This is a genomic window from Vibrio sp. NH-UV-68, assembly GCF_042940635.1.
In the GTDB taxonomy this organism is placed as follows: domain Bacteria; phylum Pseudomonadota; class Gammaproteobacteria; order Enterobacterales; family Vibrionaceae; genus Vibrio; species Vibrio pacinii.
Genome location: NZ_CP134975.1, coordinates 124,962 through 143,237, shown reverse-complemented (window position 1 = coordinate 143,237; position 18,276 = coordinate 124,962). Strand labels below are relative to the sequence as shown.

The 18,276-nt window shown below is 43.0% G+C and carries 20 protein-coding genes; 10 read left to right on the top strand and 10 right to left on the bottom strand.

Annotated features, from left to right (window positions below; translation table 11 throughout):
- The first annotated feature begins 87 nt into the window (after positions 1-87).
- A complete protein-coding gene (locus ViNHUV68_RS00665) occupies positions 88-657 on the top strand; it encodes an acyltransferase (protein WP_391090229.1) in 570 nt (189 codons plus the stop codon).
- On the opposite strand, the gene ViNHUV68_RS00660 is transcribed toward ViNHUV68_RS00665, so the two are convergent.
- A complete protein-coding gene (locus tag ViNHUV68_RS00660) occupies positions 654-1,856 on the bottom strand; it encodes an O-antigen ligase family protein (RefSeq protein ID WP_391088855.1) in 1,203 nt (400 codons plus the stop codon). The two genes, ViNHUV68_RS00665 and ViNHUV68_RS00660, sit on opposite strands and share 4 nt — an antisense overlap.
- The gene (locus tag ViNHUV68_RS00655; protein WP_391088853.1) at positions 1,853-2,578 is read right to left on the bottom strand and encodes a glycosyltransferase family 25 protein; all 726 of its coding nucleotides are present in this window, start codon (positions 2,576-2,578) and stop codon (positions 1,853-1,855) included. Before ViNHUV68_RS00655 ends, ViNHUV68_RS00660 begins: the two co-directional genes overlap by 4 nt.
- Before the next feature lie 187 nt (positions 2,579-2,765).
- Between ViNHUV68_RS00655 and waaF the strand changes: the two genes are divergently transcribed.
- The 5 genes from waaF to ViNHUV68_RS00630 are packed head-to-tail and all read left to right on the top strand — an operon-like array spanning position 2,766 to position 7,576.
- The gene (gene waaF, locus ViNHUV68_RS00650) at positions 2,766-3,794 is read left to right on the top strand and encodes a lipopolysaccharide heptosyltransferase II (protein WP_391088851.1); all 1,029 of its coding nucleotides are present in this window, start codon (positions 2,766-2,768) and stop codon (positions 3,792-3,794) included.
- A gap of 6 nt (positions 3,795-3,800) precedes the next feature.
- A complete protein-coding gene (locus ViNHUV68_RS00645) occupies positions 3,801-4,820 on the top strand; it encodes a glycosyltransferase family 9 protein (protein WP_391088849.1) in 1,020 nt (339 codons plus the stop codon).
- A gap of 28 nt (positions 4,821-4,848) precedes the next feature.
- Positions 4,849-5,628, top strand: a complete 780-nt coding sequence (locus tag ViNHUV68_RS00640; RefSeq protein ID WP_391088847.1) for a glycosyltransferase — start codon at positions 4,849-4,851, stop codon at positions 5,626-5,628.
- Positions 5,629-5,654: 26 nt separating this feature from the next.
- On the top strand, positions 5,655-6,899 hold the full coding sequence (waaA, locus tag ViNHUV68_RS00635; RefSeq protein ID WP_391090227.1) for a lipid IV(A) 3-deoxy-D-manno-octulosonic acid transferase: 1,245 nt from the start codon (positions 5,655-5,657) through the stop codon (positions 6,897-6,899).
- The gene (locus ViNHUV68_RS00630; RefSeq protein ID WP_391088846.1) at positions 6,896-7,576 is read left to right on the top strand and encodes an acyltransferase; all 681 of its coding nucleotides are present in this window, start codon (positions 6,896-6,898) and stop codon (positions 7,574-7,576) included. The genes waaA and ViNHUV68_RS00630 overlap by 4 nt, the downstream gene beginning before the upstream one ends.
- A 35-nt stretch (positions 7,577-7,611) precedes the next feature.
- Here the strand turns inward: ViNHUV68_RS00630 and ViNHUV68_RS00625 are convergent, their stop codons facing one another.
- Together ViNHUV68_RS00625 and ViNHUV68_RS00620 are read right to left on the bottom strand one after the other, a co-directional pair.
- Positions 7,612-9,603, bottom strand: a complete 1,992-nt coding sequence (locus tag ViNHUV68_RS00625) for an SGNH hydrolase domain-containing protein (RefSeq protein ID WP_391088844.1) — start codon at positions 9,601-9,603, stop codon at positions 7,612-7,614.
- Positions 9,603-10,310, bottom strand: coding sequence for a 3-deoxy-D-manno-octulosonic acid kinase (locus ViNHUV68_RS00620; RefSeq protein ID WP_391088842.1), 708 nt, complete (start codon positions 10,308-10,310; stop codon positions 9,603-9,605). Before ViNHUV68_RS00620 ends, ViNHUV68_RS00625 begins: the two co-directional genes overlap by 1 nt.
- A gap of 93 nt (positions 10,311-10,403) precedes the next feature.
- Between ViNHUV68_RS00620 and ViNHUV68_RS00615 the strand changes: the two genes are divergently transcribed.
- Positions 10,404-11,459 carry a glycosyltransferase family 9 protein gene (locus ViNHUV68_RS00615; protein ID WP_391088840.1) on the top strand — a complete coding sequence of 352 codons (1,056 nt, stop codon included), beginning with the start codon at positions 10,404-10,406 and terminating at the stop codon, positions 11,457-11,459.
- A gap of 34 nt (positions 11,460-11,493) precedes the next feature.
- Positions 11,494-12,279, top strand: a complete 786-nt coding sequence (locus ViNHUV68_RS00610; RefSeq protein ID WP_391088838.1) for a glycosyltransferase — start codon at positions 11,494-11,496, stop codon at positions 12,277-12,279.
- Positions 12,280-12,320: 41 nt separating this feature from the next.
- Here ViNHUV68_RS00610 and ViNHUV68_RS00605 read toward each other — a convergent pair whose 3' ends face one another.
- Positions 12,321-13,355, bottom strand: a complete 1,035-nt coding sequence (locus ViNHUV68_RS00605) for a glycosyltransferase family 9 protein (RefSeq protein ID WP_391090225.1) — start codon at positions 13,353-13,355, stop codon at positions 12,321-12,323.
- A gap of 106 nt (positions 13,356-13,461) precedes the next feature.
- Between ViNHUV68_RS00605 and coaD the strand changes: the two genes are divergently transcribed.
- Positions 13,462-13,956, top strand: coding sequence for a pantetheine-phosphate adenylyltransferase (coaD, locus tag ViNHUV68_RS00600; RefSeq protein WP_391088836.1), 495 nt, complete (start codon positions 13,462-13,464; stop codon positions 13,954-13,956).
- A gap of 86 nt (positions 13,957-14,042) precedes the next feature.
- On the opposite strand, the gene mutM is transcribed toward coaD, so the two are convergent.
- The 5 genes from mutM to radC form a co-directional block, all read right to left on the bottom strand.
- Complete coding sequence (gene mutM, locus ViNHUV68_RS00595; protein WP_391088834.1) at positions 14,043-14,849, bottom strand: bifunctional DNA-formamidopyrimidine glycosylase/DNA-(apurinic or apyrimidinic site) lyase; 807 nt, start codon at positions 14,847-14,849, stop codon at positions 14,043-14,045.
- 28 nt (positions 14,850-14,877) lie between these two features.
- Positions 14,878-15,363, bottom strand: a complete 486-nt coding sequence (locus ViNHUV68_RS00590; RefSeq protein WP_038175405.1) for a hypothetical protein — start codon at positions 15,361-15,363, stop codon at positions 14,878-14,880.
- Positions 15,364-15,483: 120 nt separating this feature from the next.
- Positions 15,484-15,654 (bottom strand): 50S ribosomal protein L33, encoded by a 171-nt coding sequence (rpmG, locus tag ViNHUV68_RS00585; RefSeq protein WP_004410866.1) that lies wholly within the window; start codon positions 15,652-15,654, stop codon positions 15,484-15,486.
- 13 nt (positions 15,655-15,667) lie between these two features.
- On the bottom strand, positions 15,668-15,904 hold the full coding sequence (gene rpmB / locus ViNHUV68_RS00580; RefSeq protein WP_004743834.1) for a 50S ribosomal protein L28: 237 nt from the start codon (positions 15,902-15,904) through the stop codon (positions 15,668-15,670).
- 276 nt (positions 15,905-16,180) lie between these two features.
- Positions 16,181-16,846 carry a DNA repair protein RadC gene (gene radC, locus ViNHUV68_RS00575; RefSeq protein ID WP_391088831.1) on the bottom strand — a complete coding sequence of 222 codons (666 nt, stop codon included), beginning with the start codon at positions 16,844-16,846 and terminating at the stop codon, positions 16,181-16,183.
- Between the two features lie 213 nt (positions 16,847-17,059).
- Here radC and coaBC point away from each other — a divergent pair, with 213 nt between their 5' ends.
- Complete coding sequence (coaBC, locus tag ViNHUV68_RS00570) at positions 17,060-18,265, top strand: bifunctional phosphopantothenoylcysteine decarboxylase/phosphopantothenate--cysteine ligase CoaBC (protein ID WP_038175408.1); 1,206 nt, start codon at positions 17,060-17,062, stop codon at positions 18,263-18,265.
- Positions 18,266-18,276 lie beyond the last annotated feature (11 nt).

Here is an 18,276-nt window from a genome sequence, read left to right as displayed (position 1 = left end):
CTCGCCTTCCAACGAGCACTGCAAGATTTTTCAACCGATAGCCATATTGAAAAATTAGAGCGCTACTACCAAAAGACAACAAATATTATGCTTTCATCCAAAGTCTCACTAGGTATCAAGCTGAGAAACAAAGTTCGACTGTCAGGAAGCGGACATCAAATCAAAATTTCCTCTAACTCGAAAGTCCGTGGATGTCAGATATCAATTAAAGGTAATAATAACCAGCTTATTATTGAAGAGGGCGTTAACCTCCGAGATAGCCAAATAGAAATTGATGGGACTGATTGCATTCTCAATATAGGAATGGGGAGTGTGATAGGCCACAACTGCTATTTATCTGCAAGAGAAAACGGTACGCAGTTGGTAATTGGTAAAGATTGTATGCTTTCTCGCAATGTGAAAATCATGACCAGTGATGGGCACAATATCCTTTCAAATAACATCCGAGTTAACAACGCGAAAAGTATCAAGATCGGCGATCATGTTTGGCTAGCCGATAACGTCACTATTTTAAAAGGCTGCCACGTGGGAGATAAAAGCATTGTAGGAATAAACGCGACCTTAGCCAAAGATCTCGCCCCTAGCTGTATCGCAGTAGGCAATCCTGCCAAATGTGTTCAAGAGAACATCACTTGGCAAGATGAACTCACATACTAGTGATTTGCGTTGTCTGCTTGGTGGGGGCGAGTCATAATTAAGCTGCCGACAATAAGGCTAAATAAATACACCATATGGGTATGATGAAAAGGAATATCGGTCAAACTCGCCAGTAACATTAGACCTATCAGCGTTTGCATTAAAACAGCTGGAGCATGGCTTCGCTTTGGTGAAGAGCTATCCCGATTCAACGTAGTATAAACAGCACTTGCTAACCAGCTAAACCACAAGATAGCACCAATCAAGCCATACCTCGCCAAGGTATCAATATACTGATTATGTAAGTGAGGTTGTCGCGCTGCACGCTTATTTGGCAGAGCTCGAATACCGACTTCTAAACTATCGTCACCTAGCCCAAATAGCGGCGCACTCTGCCAAGCTTGAATACCATATTGCCATAAATCCAAACGAACCCCTATCGAATTGCCGTAGTTACCTTGAGCAATAATTTGAAACTCGGCAGCAGTTCGCTCAAACCGAGTATCCAGAGTGGGTTTGAAGGCCAGATAGACCCCACCAACCACTACAATGATTACCCCCATAAGTCTAACTTTAGAAAGTCGCGGAAATAGGTTAATCAATACAAAGCTAAGCATTACTGGGTAGACAATCAATACCCCTCTAACATCAGTTAAAACAAGAGCATACAATGCCAGCAGACAACCTGCTATCGACGTGGCTTTTTGCCAGCATCTTGAATAGAAGTTGACTAAATACAAAGAGGATAAAGACAAAAAAGCACAATACAGTGCATATGGAATCGGGTTTGTCGCAATCCCCACTCGGCCTACATTCATAACCAAATGTTCATATAACGCATTAAAACCACAAATATAAGCCGCAATCACAACTGTGTTAATGATCCAACGTTGTGAGAATTGTCGCCAAGGAATGACCGCGATATAGACTAAACAGGTCAGCAGAGTTCTTGGAAAACCAAAATTATCACCTCGCCATAAGTGCATGACGGTAAAGTAAAAAAAAATCAGACTGCTGACATAAAAAAACGACTGATACTCTTTGTTGTCCCAGTTAGTTTTAATGGCCTCACGATGACGTACAAGACAATAAAGAATAACAACCAATGACAGTCTAGAAATCAACGATTTGGTATCTGAAAAATTAAATATAGAGACCAATACCAAAAAAAACGGAGAGAACAACAAGGCGTTCTCCAAATGAACTAACCACTTTTTCATAAGTATTTCTTGTTCCCTTGTCGCATCTTAATTCTGCGATACAAAGAGTAAAGCTCTCGGCTAGGTTTTCGGTACCACTTGGCCTTTTTTTCTTCACCCAGTTGAATAGTGCTATCAAACTCTTGAGGATTTTCAACCACAGCAGGCGACAATATATATGAGGGCATCTCGTGTAAATAAATCGAACCCACGTAATTATCGACAGGCATGCTCCATCGTTTAGAGTGATCAACTAACTTTTTCGCTGCATCTGGAGATATGGCATAACACCTTAGCCCACCAAAGTTATCAGTCATAAAAGAGATGCGAAAGTTTTCACCTTCTTCTTTAAAACACAAAACGCCTTTATTATTTTTGGGTTCTAAACGCAAAAAACCATAATGAATGATCTTACTTTTGATAATATCTAAATAACTTGGGAAAGAGGGAAGAATCGCCGCATCGTCTTCAAAAACGATAATAGGTTCTTCAATTTCAATAGACTTCTTCCACAATAAATAATGGCTACCATAAACACCGAGTTCACCTTTTGACGGCATTCGGCCGCTAGTCAACCACAATCGTTTTGCGTAATCATAACTTTCAAATAGCGGGTGAGGCGGCTCAGCTCGACCATCAACTGCATCAAAAAACTCAAACTCAACGCCTAAGTCATCAAGCTGCTTCTTGATGTACTTTCTGCGCTCAGGACTGCGCTTTAAACTGATGACAAAAACTTTCACAACCAAAACCATTACTCACAAAACGGGCGGCTATTAGAGCATATTTTGACTTTAAAATGAAAAAAAAATGGCGCTATAGGCATCTAACTCTTCGATTAACTTAGCAGTCAACCGCCCATCTGATACATTATTATTTATCCCCCAAATGTGTTACCTTTTACTATCTAAAACATTTTTTATTTTTGGCATGAAAATCCTTATTATCGGCCCATCATGGGTAGGCGACATGGTAATGTCGCAGAGTTTATATACGACATTAAAAGCGCAGCATCCTCAAAGTGAGATTGACGTACTCGCCCCATCTTGGTGTAAACCAATTTTAGAACGCATGCCAGAAGTCAACCAAGCGATTGAGATGCCAGTAGGTCATGGTGAGTTTAACCTTTTAGGTCGCAGAGCGCTGGGTAGGGCGCTGAAAAAAAATGGTTATACACATGCCTTTGTTCTGCCTAACTCAGCAAAATCAGCGTTAATTCCTTGGTTTGCACGAATTCCTGTACGAACAGGGTGGAAAGGGGAATTTCGCTACGGGTTACTGACTGACCTTCGTCCAGACAAACGCGTTTTTCAATATATGGTTGAGCGATATGTCGCCCTAGCTTCTACCAAAGAAAATATGCGCTCAGAAGTACGCTTAGACAACTGTCCTTCCCCAAAACTGACCATTGACCATGTAGCTCTACATCGCACATGTGGGCAATTAAACCTTTCTCTCGATAAACCTGCCGTGGGATTATGCCCTGGCGCAGAATTTGGCCCAGCCAAGCGCTGGCCTGATAAATACTATGCGGATCTCGCGAAGTACCTTATCGGAAAAGGACAACAAGTTTGGCTATTTGGCTCTGACAAAGATAAAACAGTGACAAACAAAATCACAACGGCGCTCAACAAAACAGAACAGAAAAACTGCTATGACCTCGCAGGAAAAACGTCTTTAATTGAGGCAGTAGACCTACTTTCAGCTTGCCATACTGTGGTCGCAAACGATTCAGGCTTGATGCATGTATCAGCAGCAGTAGGTTGTAATATAGTGGCAATATATGGTTCTAGTTCACCAAAATATACCCCTCCTCTAACTGACAAGTTAGAAATGGTGCATACTGACATTGAATGTCGTCCATGTTTCAAGCGCGAATGCCCACTGGGCCATCAAGACTGTCTGAATAAGCTAATGCCTTCTCAAGTAATCTCTGCCGTTGATAAATTTCTAGAGTAATAATTAATGAAACACTTATGGTTTGAGCGTGGTGCTTACGCTTCTAAAAAAGCACGCCAATATATTCAACATGACTTTAAACCAGAGAACATTCAGAAAATTGCAGTGATCAGACATGCTGCTTTGGGTGACCAAGTTGTGGTTCGTCCATTCTTAGTTGAAGCTAGAAAGTTTTTTCCTAACGCAGAGATCACCTTAGTTGCTGTCTCAAACTACATGTATGGGATACCGAATGATTTAGTTGATCACGTTCATGTTATGCCTGGAAAAGAGCCAGGAAAAACAACATCTTTTAAAGAAAAAATCAGTAACATCAAACAACTTGGCGAGCAAGATATCATTTTCGACTTAGCGAGTACCAACCGCTCTCACTGGATGACAGCACTGAGTAAAGCCAAGCTAAAAATTGGTTTTCCATATAAATGGTATTTATGCGGGACTTTGTTCAACGTCGCAGTTCATCGTTCAGATTTTCAGCCTGAAGTCGAATGCATGTTAGATATGCTAAAGCTGCTTGGGCACAACCCTTCTCATCCATTGGATTTCTCTTATCCTGATCACCGAGAACTCGTTGATACAGATAAGCCTTATGTACTTTATTTCAATGGTGCATCACAGTTACGTAAAATTTTGACCAAAGAGCAGATGTTTGAAGTTCTAGAGAGAGCCATCCAAGAAAACCCTAACCAAACACATGTCTACTTAGAGGGCAAAAACGACTTTGAAAAAGGCGATTTTTGCCAAGAGCTTCTCAAGTACTCTAATTTTAGAATTCAATCATGTTTGCCTCTTGAAGAACTCGTTGAACTCACCGCAAAAGCAACATTGATGGTCGCCCCTGATACTGGTGTTAGAAATATTGCAATATCCACCCACACACCGACCGTAGGCATTTTCTATACAACAGTACCGTTTAGATACACACCTTTGTATGAGCACCACGACATTGTAATGAACGCCGATGGTTCGATACCAACAACGTCACAAATTACAGATGCCATATTTCATGCGCTAACGAGCAATTAATCTCAGCTTTGGACATTGATAAAGAGCAATGAAGAATTTATCTATTTTGGTCGCCAATCGACTAATTCGACTTATCGGCAATATTTTTAAGATGTTGTCCTATCCTTTTCATGCTGTGTTTCCAAGTAAACGCTTTATGATTCCATCGAAATCTAACGCGAAAGTAGTATCGAGTGAACAAACCAAGATTCCTAAAATAATTTGGCAAACAAACTTCTCGGCTCATAGTGCTCTGCCTGTGTATTTAAACTACTTGTTCAATCGTTTAATGTCATTAGATTACGAGTACCATTATGTCAGCACAGAAGAACGCGAAGAGTTTATTAAGGCCAATGCTTCGGAACGTGTATATAACGCATACATGCAGCTAAATGATGGGGCAGCTCAAGCTGACTTATGGAGACTGATAACCATAAATACTCATGGCGGCATTTATATGGACATTGATGCAACACTCGTTTGGCCACTGAAACGCATTCTGCCCAAGACTGAAAATGCAATGTATGTGAAGCTAAACAAAAACCAGCATTACACAAACTTCTTCTTAGCATCCGCTCCGAATAATCCTGACTACGAGCTCGCTATCAACAAAATTGTTGAAAACATTGAAAACCGAAACATAGAGAAAGGCGTTTACTTTTTAACTGGACCAATGGTCATCACAGACATTCTCGAGAACAAACAGGTTGCTTATAAAGAGAGGAAATATGTTTGTATCCAAGGAACCTTCACAAATGAGTATTTCCAGTACTTAGATAAACCGAGAAGTAAGTGGACTCACAAGAAACCAGAAGATCTACTCAAGTGATACGCGTTTTATACAACTGCATTTTGATGTTAGCCTTACCGTTTCTTTTGCCTAGCCTGTATAAGCGTAAGCCTGGTAAACCATCGGTAGATGCTCGGTGGAAGGAACACTTCGGCATCACTCCCAAGCTAAATAATCGAGATAACAAGGCTATTATTTGGATTCATGCAGTCTCAGTTGGAGAGGTTATTGCCATAACTCCTTTGATAAAGAAGCTGAGTTCACAGCAACCAGATAAGAAGCTGCTGATAACGACGACAACAGCCACCGGCGCTCAACAGGCTGCAGCCCTAAGTGATATTGCAGAGCATAGATACATGCCGCTTGATCTCTCTTTCGCTGTAAAACGTTTTTTGAAAACAATTCAGCCACAGCAGTTAATCATAGTAGAAACCGAGCTTTGGCCTAACACCCTCGTCTGCGTATCCAACGCTAATATACCGATCTCGGTTGTAAACGCTCGATTGTCAGATAAGTCGTTTCGTGGTTATAAAAAAGTGCAACCCTTATTTAACTTAATCGCCCCTTGCTTAAGTAAAGTGATCTGCCAACACGAAGACGACGCACAAAGATTTCATAAACTCGGCATCACTCTGGACCAACTCTCTGTATCTGGCTCAATTAAATACGACATTTCGATATCACCAGAGCTATGGCGTAAAGGACATGAGTTAAGACAAGAGCTTGGCACTTCTCGACCAATTTGGATTGCTGCCAGTACTCATCAAGGTGAAGATGAAAAAATACTGACTGCTCACGCTCAAGTGCTCGAATCCTTTCCTTCAGCTCTACTCATATTAGTTCCTAGACACCCAGAGCGTTTTAATGACGTAATGGCGCTATCTGGTAAAAAATTCGAGACGACTAGAAGAACAAATCACGATAGAGTGAGCGATAAAACTCAAGTTTACTTAGCCGATACAATGGGCGAAATGATGGTGTTATTAGGTAGCGCTGACGTCTGTTTTATGGGCGGAAGCTTACTTGGCGATAAGGTCGGTGGCCACAATCTATTGGAGCCGGCAGCATTAGCAAAACCCACGCTAATCGGCCCTAGTTACTTTAACTTCGCCGATATTACCAGGCAACTTAGCGAAAATAATGCCTGTCAAATAGTTGAATCTGAAGCGGTGCTTGCTCAAGCAATAATAGATTTATTCAATGATCCACAGAACATACAGACCAAAGGCAAAGCAGCTTTAGAAGTAGTAGAGCGAAACCAAGGGGCACTTGATTTTATCTTGAATGAAATAGTGCAGAGGAAGCCATGAATTTAAAGAAACTATCCAAGCTATATCACTATTTGAGATGTGTTCCGAAAACGATTTTTTTTAATTTGTACTACCTACCGATTGGACAAGCGATCAAGTTTCCGATCTTAGTAAACCATCGCACTAAATTCATTGCTCTCGGTGGTAACGTCAAGATTTCACAAACAGCCAAAACAGGAAAGATAAAGCTAGGTTTTGGACGAGTGCAAATTGCAGACAGTAAATATTCAAGGTTTATTTGGAACGTAGAAAAAAATGGGCTCGTTGAGTTTGGCAACCACATTAAGATTGGTACTGGTTCGAAGCTCCACGTTCAAGGTCATCTTTATATTGGACAAGGCAGTAACTTTACAGGGGAAACCACTATCATCTGTAATAAAGAGATTAAGTTTGGCTGTAAAGCTCTAGTATCTTGGCAAACTCTATTTATGGATTCAGACTTGCACATAATTACAGATGAACGAGATGTACAACTCAATGAAAACCAGACAATCAACTTTGGTGATAATATTTGGGTAGGCGCAAGAGCAACCGTTCTTAAGGGAGCGATGATAGGAAATAACTGTGTTGTATCAAGTGCAGCTGTTGTTACCCGTACATTCCCAGCAAACTGTGTTATAGGTGGTAACCCCGCAAAAGTCATTGCTGACTTTACTGGTAAAACATTTAAGCACTAGCAAAGACTCCTCCCTTTCGAAGGAGCCTTTCTAAATTATTTTTCAGCCAACCAGAGTTTAGCTAGCTCCCTAGCACCTTCATAGTTCAGATGATTATTATCCAGATACAATGGCGTACTACCTAACTGACTTTTACAGCCAAGATCATCACAAAGCATTGATACTATAGGAATAACTTGTACTTGCGGGTATTTTTTCGCAATGTCATCAATAATCCTATTGGATATCGATTGGCGCTTCTCCATTTCATTAAGAGGTAAGTCACAAGATTCATCTTTCATCCATTGATAAGTCTTTTTCTTAACCAAACAATTACTTGGTTTGAAAGTGTATGACGGTGCTTGTTCGAACAGTACAGGAGTAATACCGTTAGCAATTAAATGCTCCAATGTCCTCTCCAAACCTTCCGTCAACGCTCTACGACTATTTTGTATGGACTCAGTGTAATCAGACGTATCACCCAAGAATACTCGACTACCTTTTTCCCCTACAGCTCGAGTCGTTTCCGAATACATTGCCCATCTACCAGCAATAAAGACCATGTCTGGTTTTAGATCTGCCAATTTGATAGCAATCTCATTATTTCTTTTTGAACATGGCACTTCAGGAGAACCATGTTTAATAAGATCAGAGCCTAACAATGGAGGACACCCCCCCAAACCACCGTATAAAGCTGAAAAGCCCTTTTCTTTACCCAATGTATCCACAAAACTTCTAAAGTGGCCTGCGTGAGAGTCGCCCCAAATATACGCAGTAACAGGTTGAGTAGCATTACCGATTAGATATGGCTCAAAAGGATAGGCATCTTCAGCTTGTGAGCGTTGATGTTTATCTTGATCAAATGTATATGACGATATATCAAACATGGCTTGAACAGGCTCGCTGAATCGCTCTGGGTACCCTTCTTTTGAAGAAATATTTTTTGCTAGCGTCACCAAAAGAGCAATAGGTAGAATCAAATAGCACCCATACACCCAACGTTTTTTAATTTTTAAGTGTCTTAATGGATTTTCTACCAACAACCAAGACAAGAATGAAAGTACAATCGTAATCAGACCACAGATTAGAGCATCGATTGCTGTAAAGCCTGTGAAATAATAACGATAAAATGCTAATACTGGCCAATGCCATAAATATAATGAATACGATAGTCTGCCCAATAGTACAACTGGACGTATACTTAATGCGCTTGAAGTAAGAGTTGCTTTCGACTCTCCGGATAAAACGATCAACGCTGAAAAAATAACAACAAACAGAGCATTAATACCAGGAAATACATTACTTTCATCTAAAAAGAAAGATAACCAAACAATGCCAGCAATACCGACGATGCCAGAAAACTGATACAGATGTTTTGACCAAGCAAGTTGGTGTAGCCGTTTTTGATATATCACTATCGCTAACAACGCACCAACAAGAAGTTCAAATGCTCGACTTTGAATCAAGTAATAACCAGCGCTACCATTTACACGAGATAAATACTCTGAATAAGCAATTAATCCCGTTACTGCAACAGACATTACAATGCCAAATAAGCGAGGTGTTAAGTAGCGAGTGGTCAAAATAAGAACAAATGGCCATATGAAATAAAACTGCTCTTCTATCGCTAATGACCATGTATGAAGTAATGGAAGTGTTTCAGATGTAGGTGCAAAATACCCTGAGTTTTTCTCGAAATAGATGTTGGCAATAAATGAACTTGCGTATCGTAAGCTATCTGCAAAGCCGACAAGATCATTTGGAGTATATAACCAATAAGCTAAGACAAGACTTGATAGCGCGACGAGATAAAATAGAGGCAAAATCCTCTTAATTCGTTTTACATAAAACTGATTAAAAGAAAACTCTTTGGCCAATACTTGCGGATAAATCGCCGATGTAATGATATAGCCAGAGATAACAAAAAACACATCAACGCCTATGAATCCTCCAGGGACCCAACTTGCATTCATGTGAAATAAGATAACTATTAAGACGGCAACAGCCCTGAGACCATCAATATCTGCTCTATATTTAATGTTACTCATTAATTTCTACTTATTTTTCCAACCAACAGTTGTTCCCACTGTTCTTTTCCCCATTTGATATCTCGTTTGAACACTTCCTTCTCAAACGACCTTTTTAATCTATCTAAATTACTTTGCTTCCAGTCATGACCAGGTTGCTGAAAACATTTATCGAAGTCGATGACCCAGACCTTATCTTGGTTATCAATTAAAATATTATGAATGTTCAGATCAGTATGATTAATCTGAGCATCGTGCATTTTCTTAATCTCTTGACCGATTTTTTTGTATATCTCAGCAGAAAGTCGCTTTTCAACCAATATAGACACTAAATCTCGTGCATTGGGGATCTTTTCACTCAATAAATCGGCTTTATAGGTAAGGCCATTTTTTACAGCTCGAGCCGCAATCGGCCTTGGCACATTCACCCCAGCATCAATAAGTGTGTTTAAAAGCTGAAACTCTTGATAACTACGGGTATTTTCCCATTTAGAAAATTTATAGCTATCTTTCACTAGTTTGCCGAATAAACCACCTCGACGATAATGGCGTAACGCAGCTTCTATAGTGTCTGTTTGCACAAACCAAGTAATGCCACGACCTTGCGCACTGCCAATGACTTTATCATTTTTCTGCCAGAATTCAGGGTTGAATACTTGCTTTGGGTCTTCCTTAAGCAAGATTTCATCGTACCAAATGGTCTGGTTATCAAATTGCAAAGTCTTCATACTTGGCTTTCTCGTAATAAATACTGGCTGGTATTTTACATTTATTGAGCCTCTCTGCATAATCTTCGCTATTGCTTGTTAAAAGAAATCCTTATGAAACTTTTTACCTCTGCTCCAAAGTCTCTTTGTATTCTTCGCCTTTCTGCAATTGGTGACGTGTGTAACACCGTAGCGGCTGTACAAGCTATTCAGCGCCAGTGGCCGATAACAGAGATCGTATGGATTACTGGCAAACTAGAAGCTAAGCTCATCGAAGATTTGACAGGAATCAAGGTTGTCGTGTTCGACAAGAAAGACGGCTGGCAGGGTTATAAAAAGTTATGGGCAGAGCTGAAACCATTTCAATTCGATGCCCTGCTTCATATGCAGTATGCGTTTCGCGCCAGTATCGCGACCTTGGGTATCAAGGCTAAATATAAACTTGGTTTTGACGCGATTCGTAGTCAAGACTTCCAAAACTTGTTCACCAACATAAAGGTTCCATCGCCTAGTTCTATGCACGTTCTCGATGGTCTACTCGCATTTGGTCAAGTACTTGGTGTTGAAGAGATGACGCCTTTGTGGAATATCAACTACTCAGAGCAAAATGCAACGTGGGCCACGAATCAACTAGATAAAAACAAGCGTAATCTAGTTATAGTCCCCGCAGCGAGCAAAACTTATAAAAACTGGACAACCGAAGGCTATGCGCAAATCATTGATCATGCCAACAAGCTTGGCTGGAATGTCATCTTGACCGGTAGTCCTGCGCAAGTAGAGACTGACTTAGCGGGCCGTATTGAGCAACAAATAGATACACCTGTATCCAACTTAGTCGGAAAAAGCTCACTGAAAGAAATGCTAGCGCTACTGGATAAAGCCGATTTGGTCATTGCGCCAGATACTGGTCCTACTCACATGGCTAATGCCGTTAACACACCTGTGATTGGTTTATACGCACACCACAATCCAGAACGTACTGGCCCTTATCAATATCGACAATATGTTGTATCAGCTTATGAAGAAGCGATTCAGGCAGAAACTGGCAAACCATCTAGCGAGCTAAACTGGCGTGCAAGAGTAAAAGATAAGAACGCAATGCAGCGCATTCAACCAAAGCAAGTGATTGCTATGTTTGATAAAGTAGTCGCTCAACTCCAATTACACTAATTTCATCTCTCCGAGACATTTCAGAGGAACTCACGTGACGAAACCAACAATCGCCGTTGCACTCATCGTAAAAAACGAAGCCCAACACTTAAAAGCGTGCTTGGAAACTGTTCATGATTGGGTAGATGAAATCGTCGTGCTCGATTCAGGCAGCACCGACAATACCAAAGAGATTGCGAGCCAATTTACTGATAAATTCTTTGTCAATGAGACTTGGCCAGGGTTTGGACCTCAGCGTCGCTTGGCTCAAAGCTATGTTGAGTCTGATTATGTGTTATGGCTTGATGCTGATGAGCGTGTAACACCTGAGCTAAAGCAAAGTATTCTTGCAGCGGTCGCTGAAAACAAACCTAAAACTATTTATCAGACTGCGCGTTTAAGTTGGGTTTTTGGTCGCTACATTCATCACTGTGGTTGGTATCCAGATCGCGTTCTACGTCTATATCCAACGAAGCTTACTCAATACAATGATGATCTTGTCCATGAGAAGGTCGAAGTCTCAAAGCAAATGAAGGTTGAGAACTTACAAGGTGATCTGATCCACTTTACCTACAATGATATGAACCATTACTTGGTAAAATCCGCAGGTTATGCCAAAGCGTGGGCCGATCAACGCCAAGCACGTGGTAAAAAAGCCTCACTTTCACAAGGCATGGTTCATGCTCTAGGCTGTTTTTTGAAAATGTACTTACTTAAACGCGGCTTTTTGGATGGCAAACAAGGCTTTTTACTTTCCCTGCTTTCTGCTCATTCTACGTTCGTGAAGTACGCTGACCTGTGGATACGAACTGAAACCCAGTCCATGCCGGATAAGTTCTAGGAAATAAGAGTGGGACGATGGTTATCGCCCCACTCTTATTTTTATCCTAGCTTGTAGCTTGCCCATGGTTGGAGTTGCTTTAAAACAACACCAATATCGATTCGCGACATATCCTCTTGGCGAGCTTTATCATCAGCTTGAGGCGGACAAAAAGCGATATGGTTGCCTTGCGAGTTAATCGGTTGCCAACGTAGCGGTGTCGCCGAACGCTTACTTGGAAAGAAACCAACCGTAGGAACATCAATCGCCGCCGCGATATGCAGGGGCCCCGTGGATCCAGCGATAAACAGATCGGCGCAAGCGATCGAGCAAGAGGCGTCAACCAGACCATCGTTCTTATCGTAAACAGCGGCATGGCGACCTTGCTCTAACATTAACGCTTGTAGATCCGCCGTTTTTTGCTCTTCGCCAGGCCCTGCGGTTAACACCACTTCAAACTCCCCTTCTAAGCCGCACACCAACTGAGTGTATTGCTGATGAGAAAGATTGTTCGCCGATCCGCCACTGCCGGCATGGACATAGACCCAAGGCTTATCGACATCTAAGTCTAGTTGCTCTGCAAGTTTACTTTTTTGTTGTTCAAGCTCTTGAGCGCTAAACGATAAATAAGGAGCACTAGGCTCAACAATAGTGCTGCCAATATCCGTTAAAAATGCACGAATAAGATCGAGATTGTACTCAAACTCGGGCTTAGCAGACTGCGAGCGCTTTTGTTTGATGCGTTTGTTGTAAAAAATTTGCGCCAGTTTAGTCGCAGGAGCCAGTCGATAAGGAATGCGGCTTTTCCACACCACTTTGGCGTTATAAGTGGTCGAAAATAAGTTAATCGAGGCGTCAAACTGCTCGGCTTTGATCTGCGTAATCAGCTCGGCTTGTGCTTGCTTCGATCCTTTGTCTGTTGGGTCAATCAGAACACTATCAATCCAAGGACAAAGCTGTGCCAGCGCAGCCGTATAACTTGGCACCAAGGCACTAATATGACAGTCAGGCAATGACGCTTTCAACATGGCAAAGCTCGGCCACGCCAACATAAAATCGCCAATTTTATCGTTTCTGACCACCAATATCTTTTTCATCATTCCACCTAAGTCTCTCTTTTGCGTCAATGATAACGGCTTAATTGGGTAATTGTGAGCCTTTTTGTTACCATTGAAAAAGATAGAATAATTTGAGTGGTTCAACGTGAGCAAAAAACACCTTTCCCGAGTGATTTATCCGGGCACTTTTGATCCGATTACCAACGGTCACCTCGATCTTATCGAACGTGCCGCTGATATGTTTGATGAGGTGATCATCGCGGTCGCAGCCAGCCCAAGTAAAAACACCATGTTTACCCTCGACGAACGCGTTAAGTTCGCCCAGCACGTCACTCATCATCTGGATAATGTCACTTCGAAAGGCTTTTCAGGCCTGATGGTGGATTTTGCGAAGCAAGAGCAAGCCAATGTGTTGATCCGCGGTTTACGTACCACGGGCGACTTTGAGTACGAATTTGGCTTAACCAATATGTACCGCCGCTTAATGCCAGGGCTCGAGAGTGTTTTTCTCACGCCCGCGGAAGAGCACGCTTTTATCTCTTCAACTATCGTTCGTGAAGTCGCCATTCATGGTGGTGATGTGACTAATTTTGTTCCACAGGTTGTCGCCGAGGCGTTGAAAGAGAAAAAGAAAGTCTGAGTGGCGAGTGGCTATAGAAAGCCAGATTCTGAACAGCGAGGGACGAGCGAGATTCAGAATCCAACTGCCGCATCTAACTCGCGATTCTAAGTTTGGCACTGATGACAAAAAAACGTGTTCCTTTGACCAATTTTTTGCTCTTCAATCGGCTCACCGCAACATGGGCAAGGCTGTCCAGCTTTGCCGTACATTTGTAGTTCTTGCGCAAAATAGCCCGGCTTACCATCGGCTTGAGAAAAGTCTTTGAGGGTGGTTCCACCTTGTTTTATTGCGGTGGCGAGTACTTGCTTGATCTCATCTACCAATAATACCCACTCTTGACGTTTGATGCTTCCTGCCGCTCTAGTTGGGTGAATACGGGCGCTAAATAGCGATTCGTTGGCGTAGATATTACCAACCCCGACCACCACTTTATTATCCATAATAAATTGCTTCACCGCCACACGCTTACCCTGCGCCTTGGCTGCAATGTAATCAGCACTGAACGCCTCGGTCAGCGGCTCTGGGCCCATTGCACCCAGAGCGGCGTGATGGCCATCTTCAGTCCATAGCCAGGCACCGAAACGTCTTGGATCGTTATAACGCAAGACTTTGCCATTGGTCAGTTTCAAATCGACATGATCGTGCTTGGCAGGCGCAATCTCTGCATCGAGTACGCGCAGTGAACCCGACATCCCCAAATGAACAATCGCACTACCTACATCAGTTTCAATCAGTAGGTACTTAGCTCGACGACTGATATTGCGAATCACCTGCCCTTCCATTTTCTTTAAATCTTGGGGAATATCCCAACGTAACTTGGGAGTACGAAAGGTCAGCTTAGCAACGGTTTGACCGACTAAGTGAGGCGAGATCCCCATTTTGCTCACTTCCACTTCAGGTAATTCTGGCATGCTTGTTCCTAGGTGCGGCTTACAAATATTACTCTGGCATAAGATAGCGAGGTTCAACCGAAATGGCTATCCACTTATCTTGCCAATTTTTTAGTAGCCAAAACTGTGGGGTTTGATAATAAGTGACTCTTTGCGGCTCTTCCTGATCGACATACCAAACCTCGATCGTTTGCGGCTCTGTTAATTGCGCTTTTAAATTGGCAAAGTCATCCGCCGGGACTTCTGTTCCAACCAAATCTTGCCAACGCTGTGCGAGCTCTTGTTCTGGGATCGCACTAGTCACAGAGCTACGCCAGCCATCCTCGAGTTTTTCCAAGGACCAATCGCTAAAGTGCAACGCTTGTAATTCCGCCGATGGATTAAGCAGAAAGGGGTAAGTGCTTGTAACGACAGGCGTATCGTCAAGTAGATAGGTTTTGATCAGTGTCGGCAGGTTGAGAACCGCGATAAATGCAATCACGCCCAAGATAAGAATGTTGTTCCAGCGCCGACGACGTTTTGGTGAGACTCGCATACCACTTCCCTATAGCTTTGATATAACGAGTATAAATTGCAGATAATAAAAAACCCAACTATATCGCTATAGTTGGGTTTTCAATTCATGCTTCCCGGAGGAAGTTCAAAGAAGAATCAATTACTTGATTTTAGCTTCTTTGTACATAACGTGCTGGCGAACTACAGGATCAAATTTCTTGATCTCAAATTTGCCTGGCATGTTACGTTTGTTCTTATCAGTCGTGTAGAAGTGACCAGTACCTGCAGAAGATACTAGACGAATTTTCTCACGTACGCCTTTCTTTGCCATTGTCTATTTCCTCTTAAACGTTTACGCCGTTTGCACGGATATCAACAAGAACAGCATCGATGCCTTTCTTGTCGATGATACGCATACCTTTTGCAGATAGACGTAGTTTAACAAAACGTTTTTCGCTCTCTACCCAGAAACGATGAGTTTGTAGGTTCGGCAGAAAACGACGCTTAGTAGCATTGCGTGCGTGTGAACGGTTGTTACCCGTTACTGGACGCTTACCAGTTACTTGGCATACTCGTGACATGAATGTCTTCTCCAAAATCGTTTCAGCTCGATATCAACCTTGGTGGCCGAACCTCTCAGTTTCTAAATTAGAAGTTTGAGGTCTTATACCGCTATGGAAACCCATACAAGGCTATCAAAGGTCGCGCATTATACTAACTTGATTAGCATTGCTCAAGACCCGAACAGATCCTTTTTACAGGTTTTCGTGATCTTTTTTAGGCAGAGCTGATTTATGTGCTAAAAAATGTCGGGCGATTGTAGCAGAAATCAGCGAACTCACAACTAAAAATGTGATTTAAATCCAACCAAGCTCAGCGAAAGAGACAATCTCCCCATCACCAACCACAAAGTGGTCCAAGACCCGAATGTCAACCAATGCCAGTGCATCCGTTATACGACGGGTGATGCGGCGATCACTTTGACTCGGTTCTGCCACTCCTGACGGGTGATTGTGCGCCAAAATTAACGCCGCAGAATTGTGCTCTAATGCACGTTTTACCACTTCACGAGGATAGACAGAAGCGGCATCAATGGTGCCTTGGAATAAGACCTCGCCACTGATCACTCGGTGTTGGTTGTCTAAAAACAGTACATAAAACTCTTCTCTGTGTTTTTCACGCAGTAAACCCGATAGATAAAGCTTGGTCTGTTCAGGGCTCGTTAATGCGTCGCCTCGCTTAAGGGTTTCGCTCAAATAACGCTGGGTCATCTCTAACACCGCTTGCAACTGAACGTACTTGGCGACACCAAGCCCTTTGTAGGCGCAGAACTGCTCCAACTCAGAAGAGAAGAGTGCCCGCAGGGAGCCAAATTCATCGATCAGAAAGTCAGACAACGCAATCACATTCATTCCTTGTGTTCCGGTGCGCAGGAAAATAGCCAGTAATTCTGCGTCTGTGAGTGCCTGAGGCCCATGAGAAAGCAATTTCTCACGCGGCATCGAGGCTTTCGGTAATTCCATCTGTCGTCACTAACCCTGTGTGGTGAAGGTGGCTAGAGCCTAATCAAAAAAGGCGTCTAGGTGACGGTTGGTTTATTAGCTTGCGAACCACGGCGCTTGATTATGTAATCTTATAGTTACTCAATAGCGAACGATGGATAACCAGAGACGGGTAACTCGCCACTCTAAACGCAGCATGGTATCTTACGGGCAGAAATTGTAAGGAAGATCATCATGCAAACACTCGCAGGCAAAAAGATCCTTTTAGGTATTAGTGGTGGTATCGCAGCTTATAAATGTGCTGAACTTACCCGCCGTCTAATAGAGCGCGGCGCTCATGTACAAGTGGTGATGACCACCGCCGCCAAAGAATTTATCACACCACTTACTATGCAGGCCGTGTCTGGTAGACCAGTGTCTGACAGCTTACTTGATCCTGCCGCCGAAGCGTCAATGGGACACATCGAGTTGGCCAAATGGGCTGATTTGGTCCTGCTCGCCCCGGCAACGGCGGATCTTATCGCACGAGTATCGGCAGGAATGGGCAACGACCTACTCACCACCTTAGTGCTGGCTACCGACTCACCCATCGCTGTTTCTCCGGCCATGAATCAGCAAATGTATCGCAATACGGCCACGCAAGAAAATATCGCCACGCTTGAACGCCGCGGTATGCAGATCTGGGGCCCGGCAGCGGGTGAGCAAGCTTGTGGCGATGTTGGCCCTGGGCGAATGTTAGAGCCAATGCAGTTAGTTGATCTCTGCGAGCAGTTTTTCTCAGACAAACCACTGAAAGGGAAGTCTGTGGTGATCACCGCAGGCCCAACGCGAGAAGCGATTGATCCGGTGCGTTATATTTCCAATCACAGCTCTGGAAAAATGGGCTTTGCCCTTGCCAGCGCAGCCGAGCAACTCGGCGCCAAGGTTACCCTGCTCTCAGGCCCTGTTGCCCTACCAACACCAGCAGGCGTCACCCGCATTGATGTGGATAGCGCACAAAGCATGTTTGACGCGGCGATGAAAACGGCTCCTGAACACGATGTTTTTATCGGCTGCGCTGCTATCGCCGACTATCGACCAGCCAAGGTTGCCACCCAGAAAATCAAAAAAACCGATGATAACGATGAGATGACCATCACCATGGTTAAAAACCCTGACATTGTCGCGTCGGTCGCCGCTCTGGTGCAATCTCGACCTTTTACCGTTGGTTTTGCCGCTGAAACGCAAGATGTAGAGCACTACGCTCGCACTAAGCTTATCAAAAAGAATCTGGATATGATTTGTGCTAACGATGTCTCTGTCGCAGGTCAAGGCTTCAATAGCAACGACAACGCAATCACCTTATACTGGAAAGAGGGTGAGCAATCACTTACCCTTGCATCAAAACAACAAATTGCAACGCAAATCATGATGGCCATCGCGCAGCAAATAGAAGCGTAAAGCTCATTGTT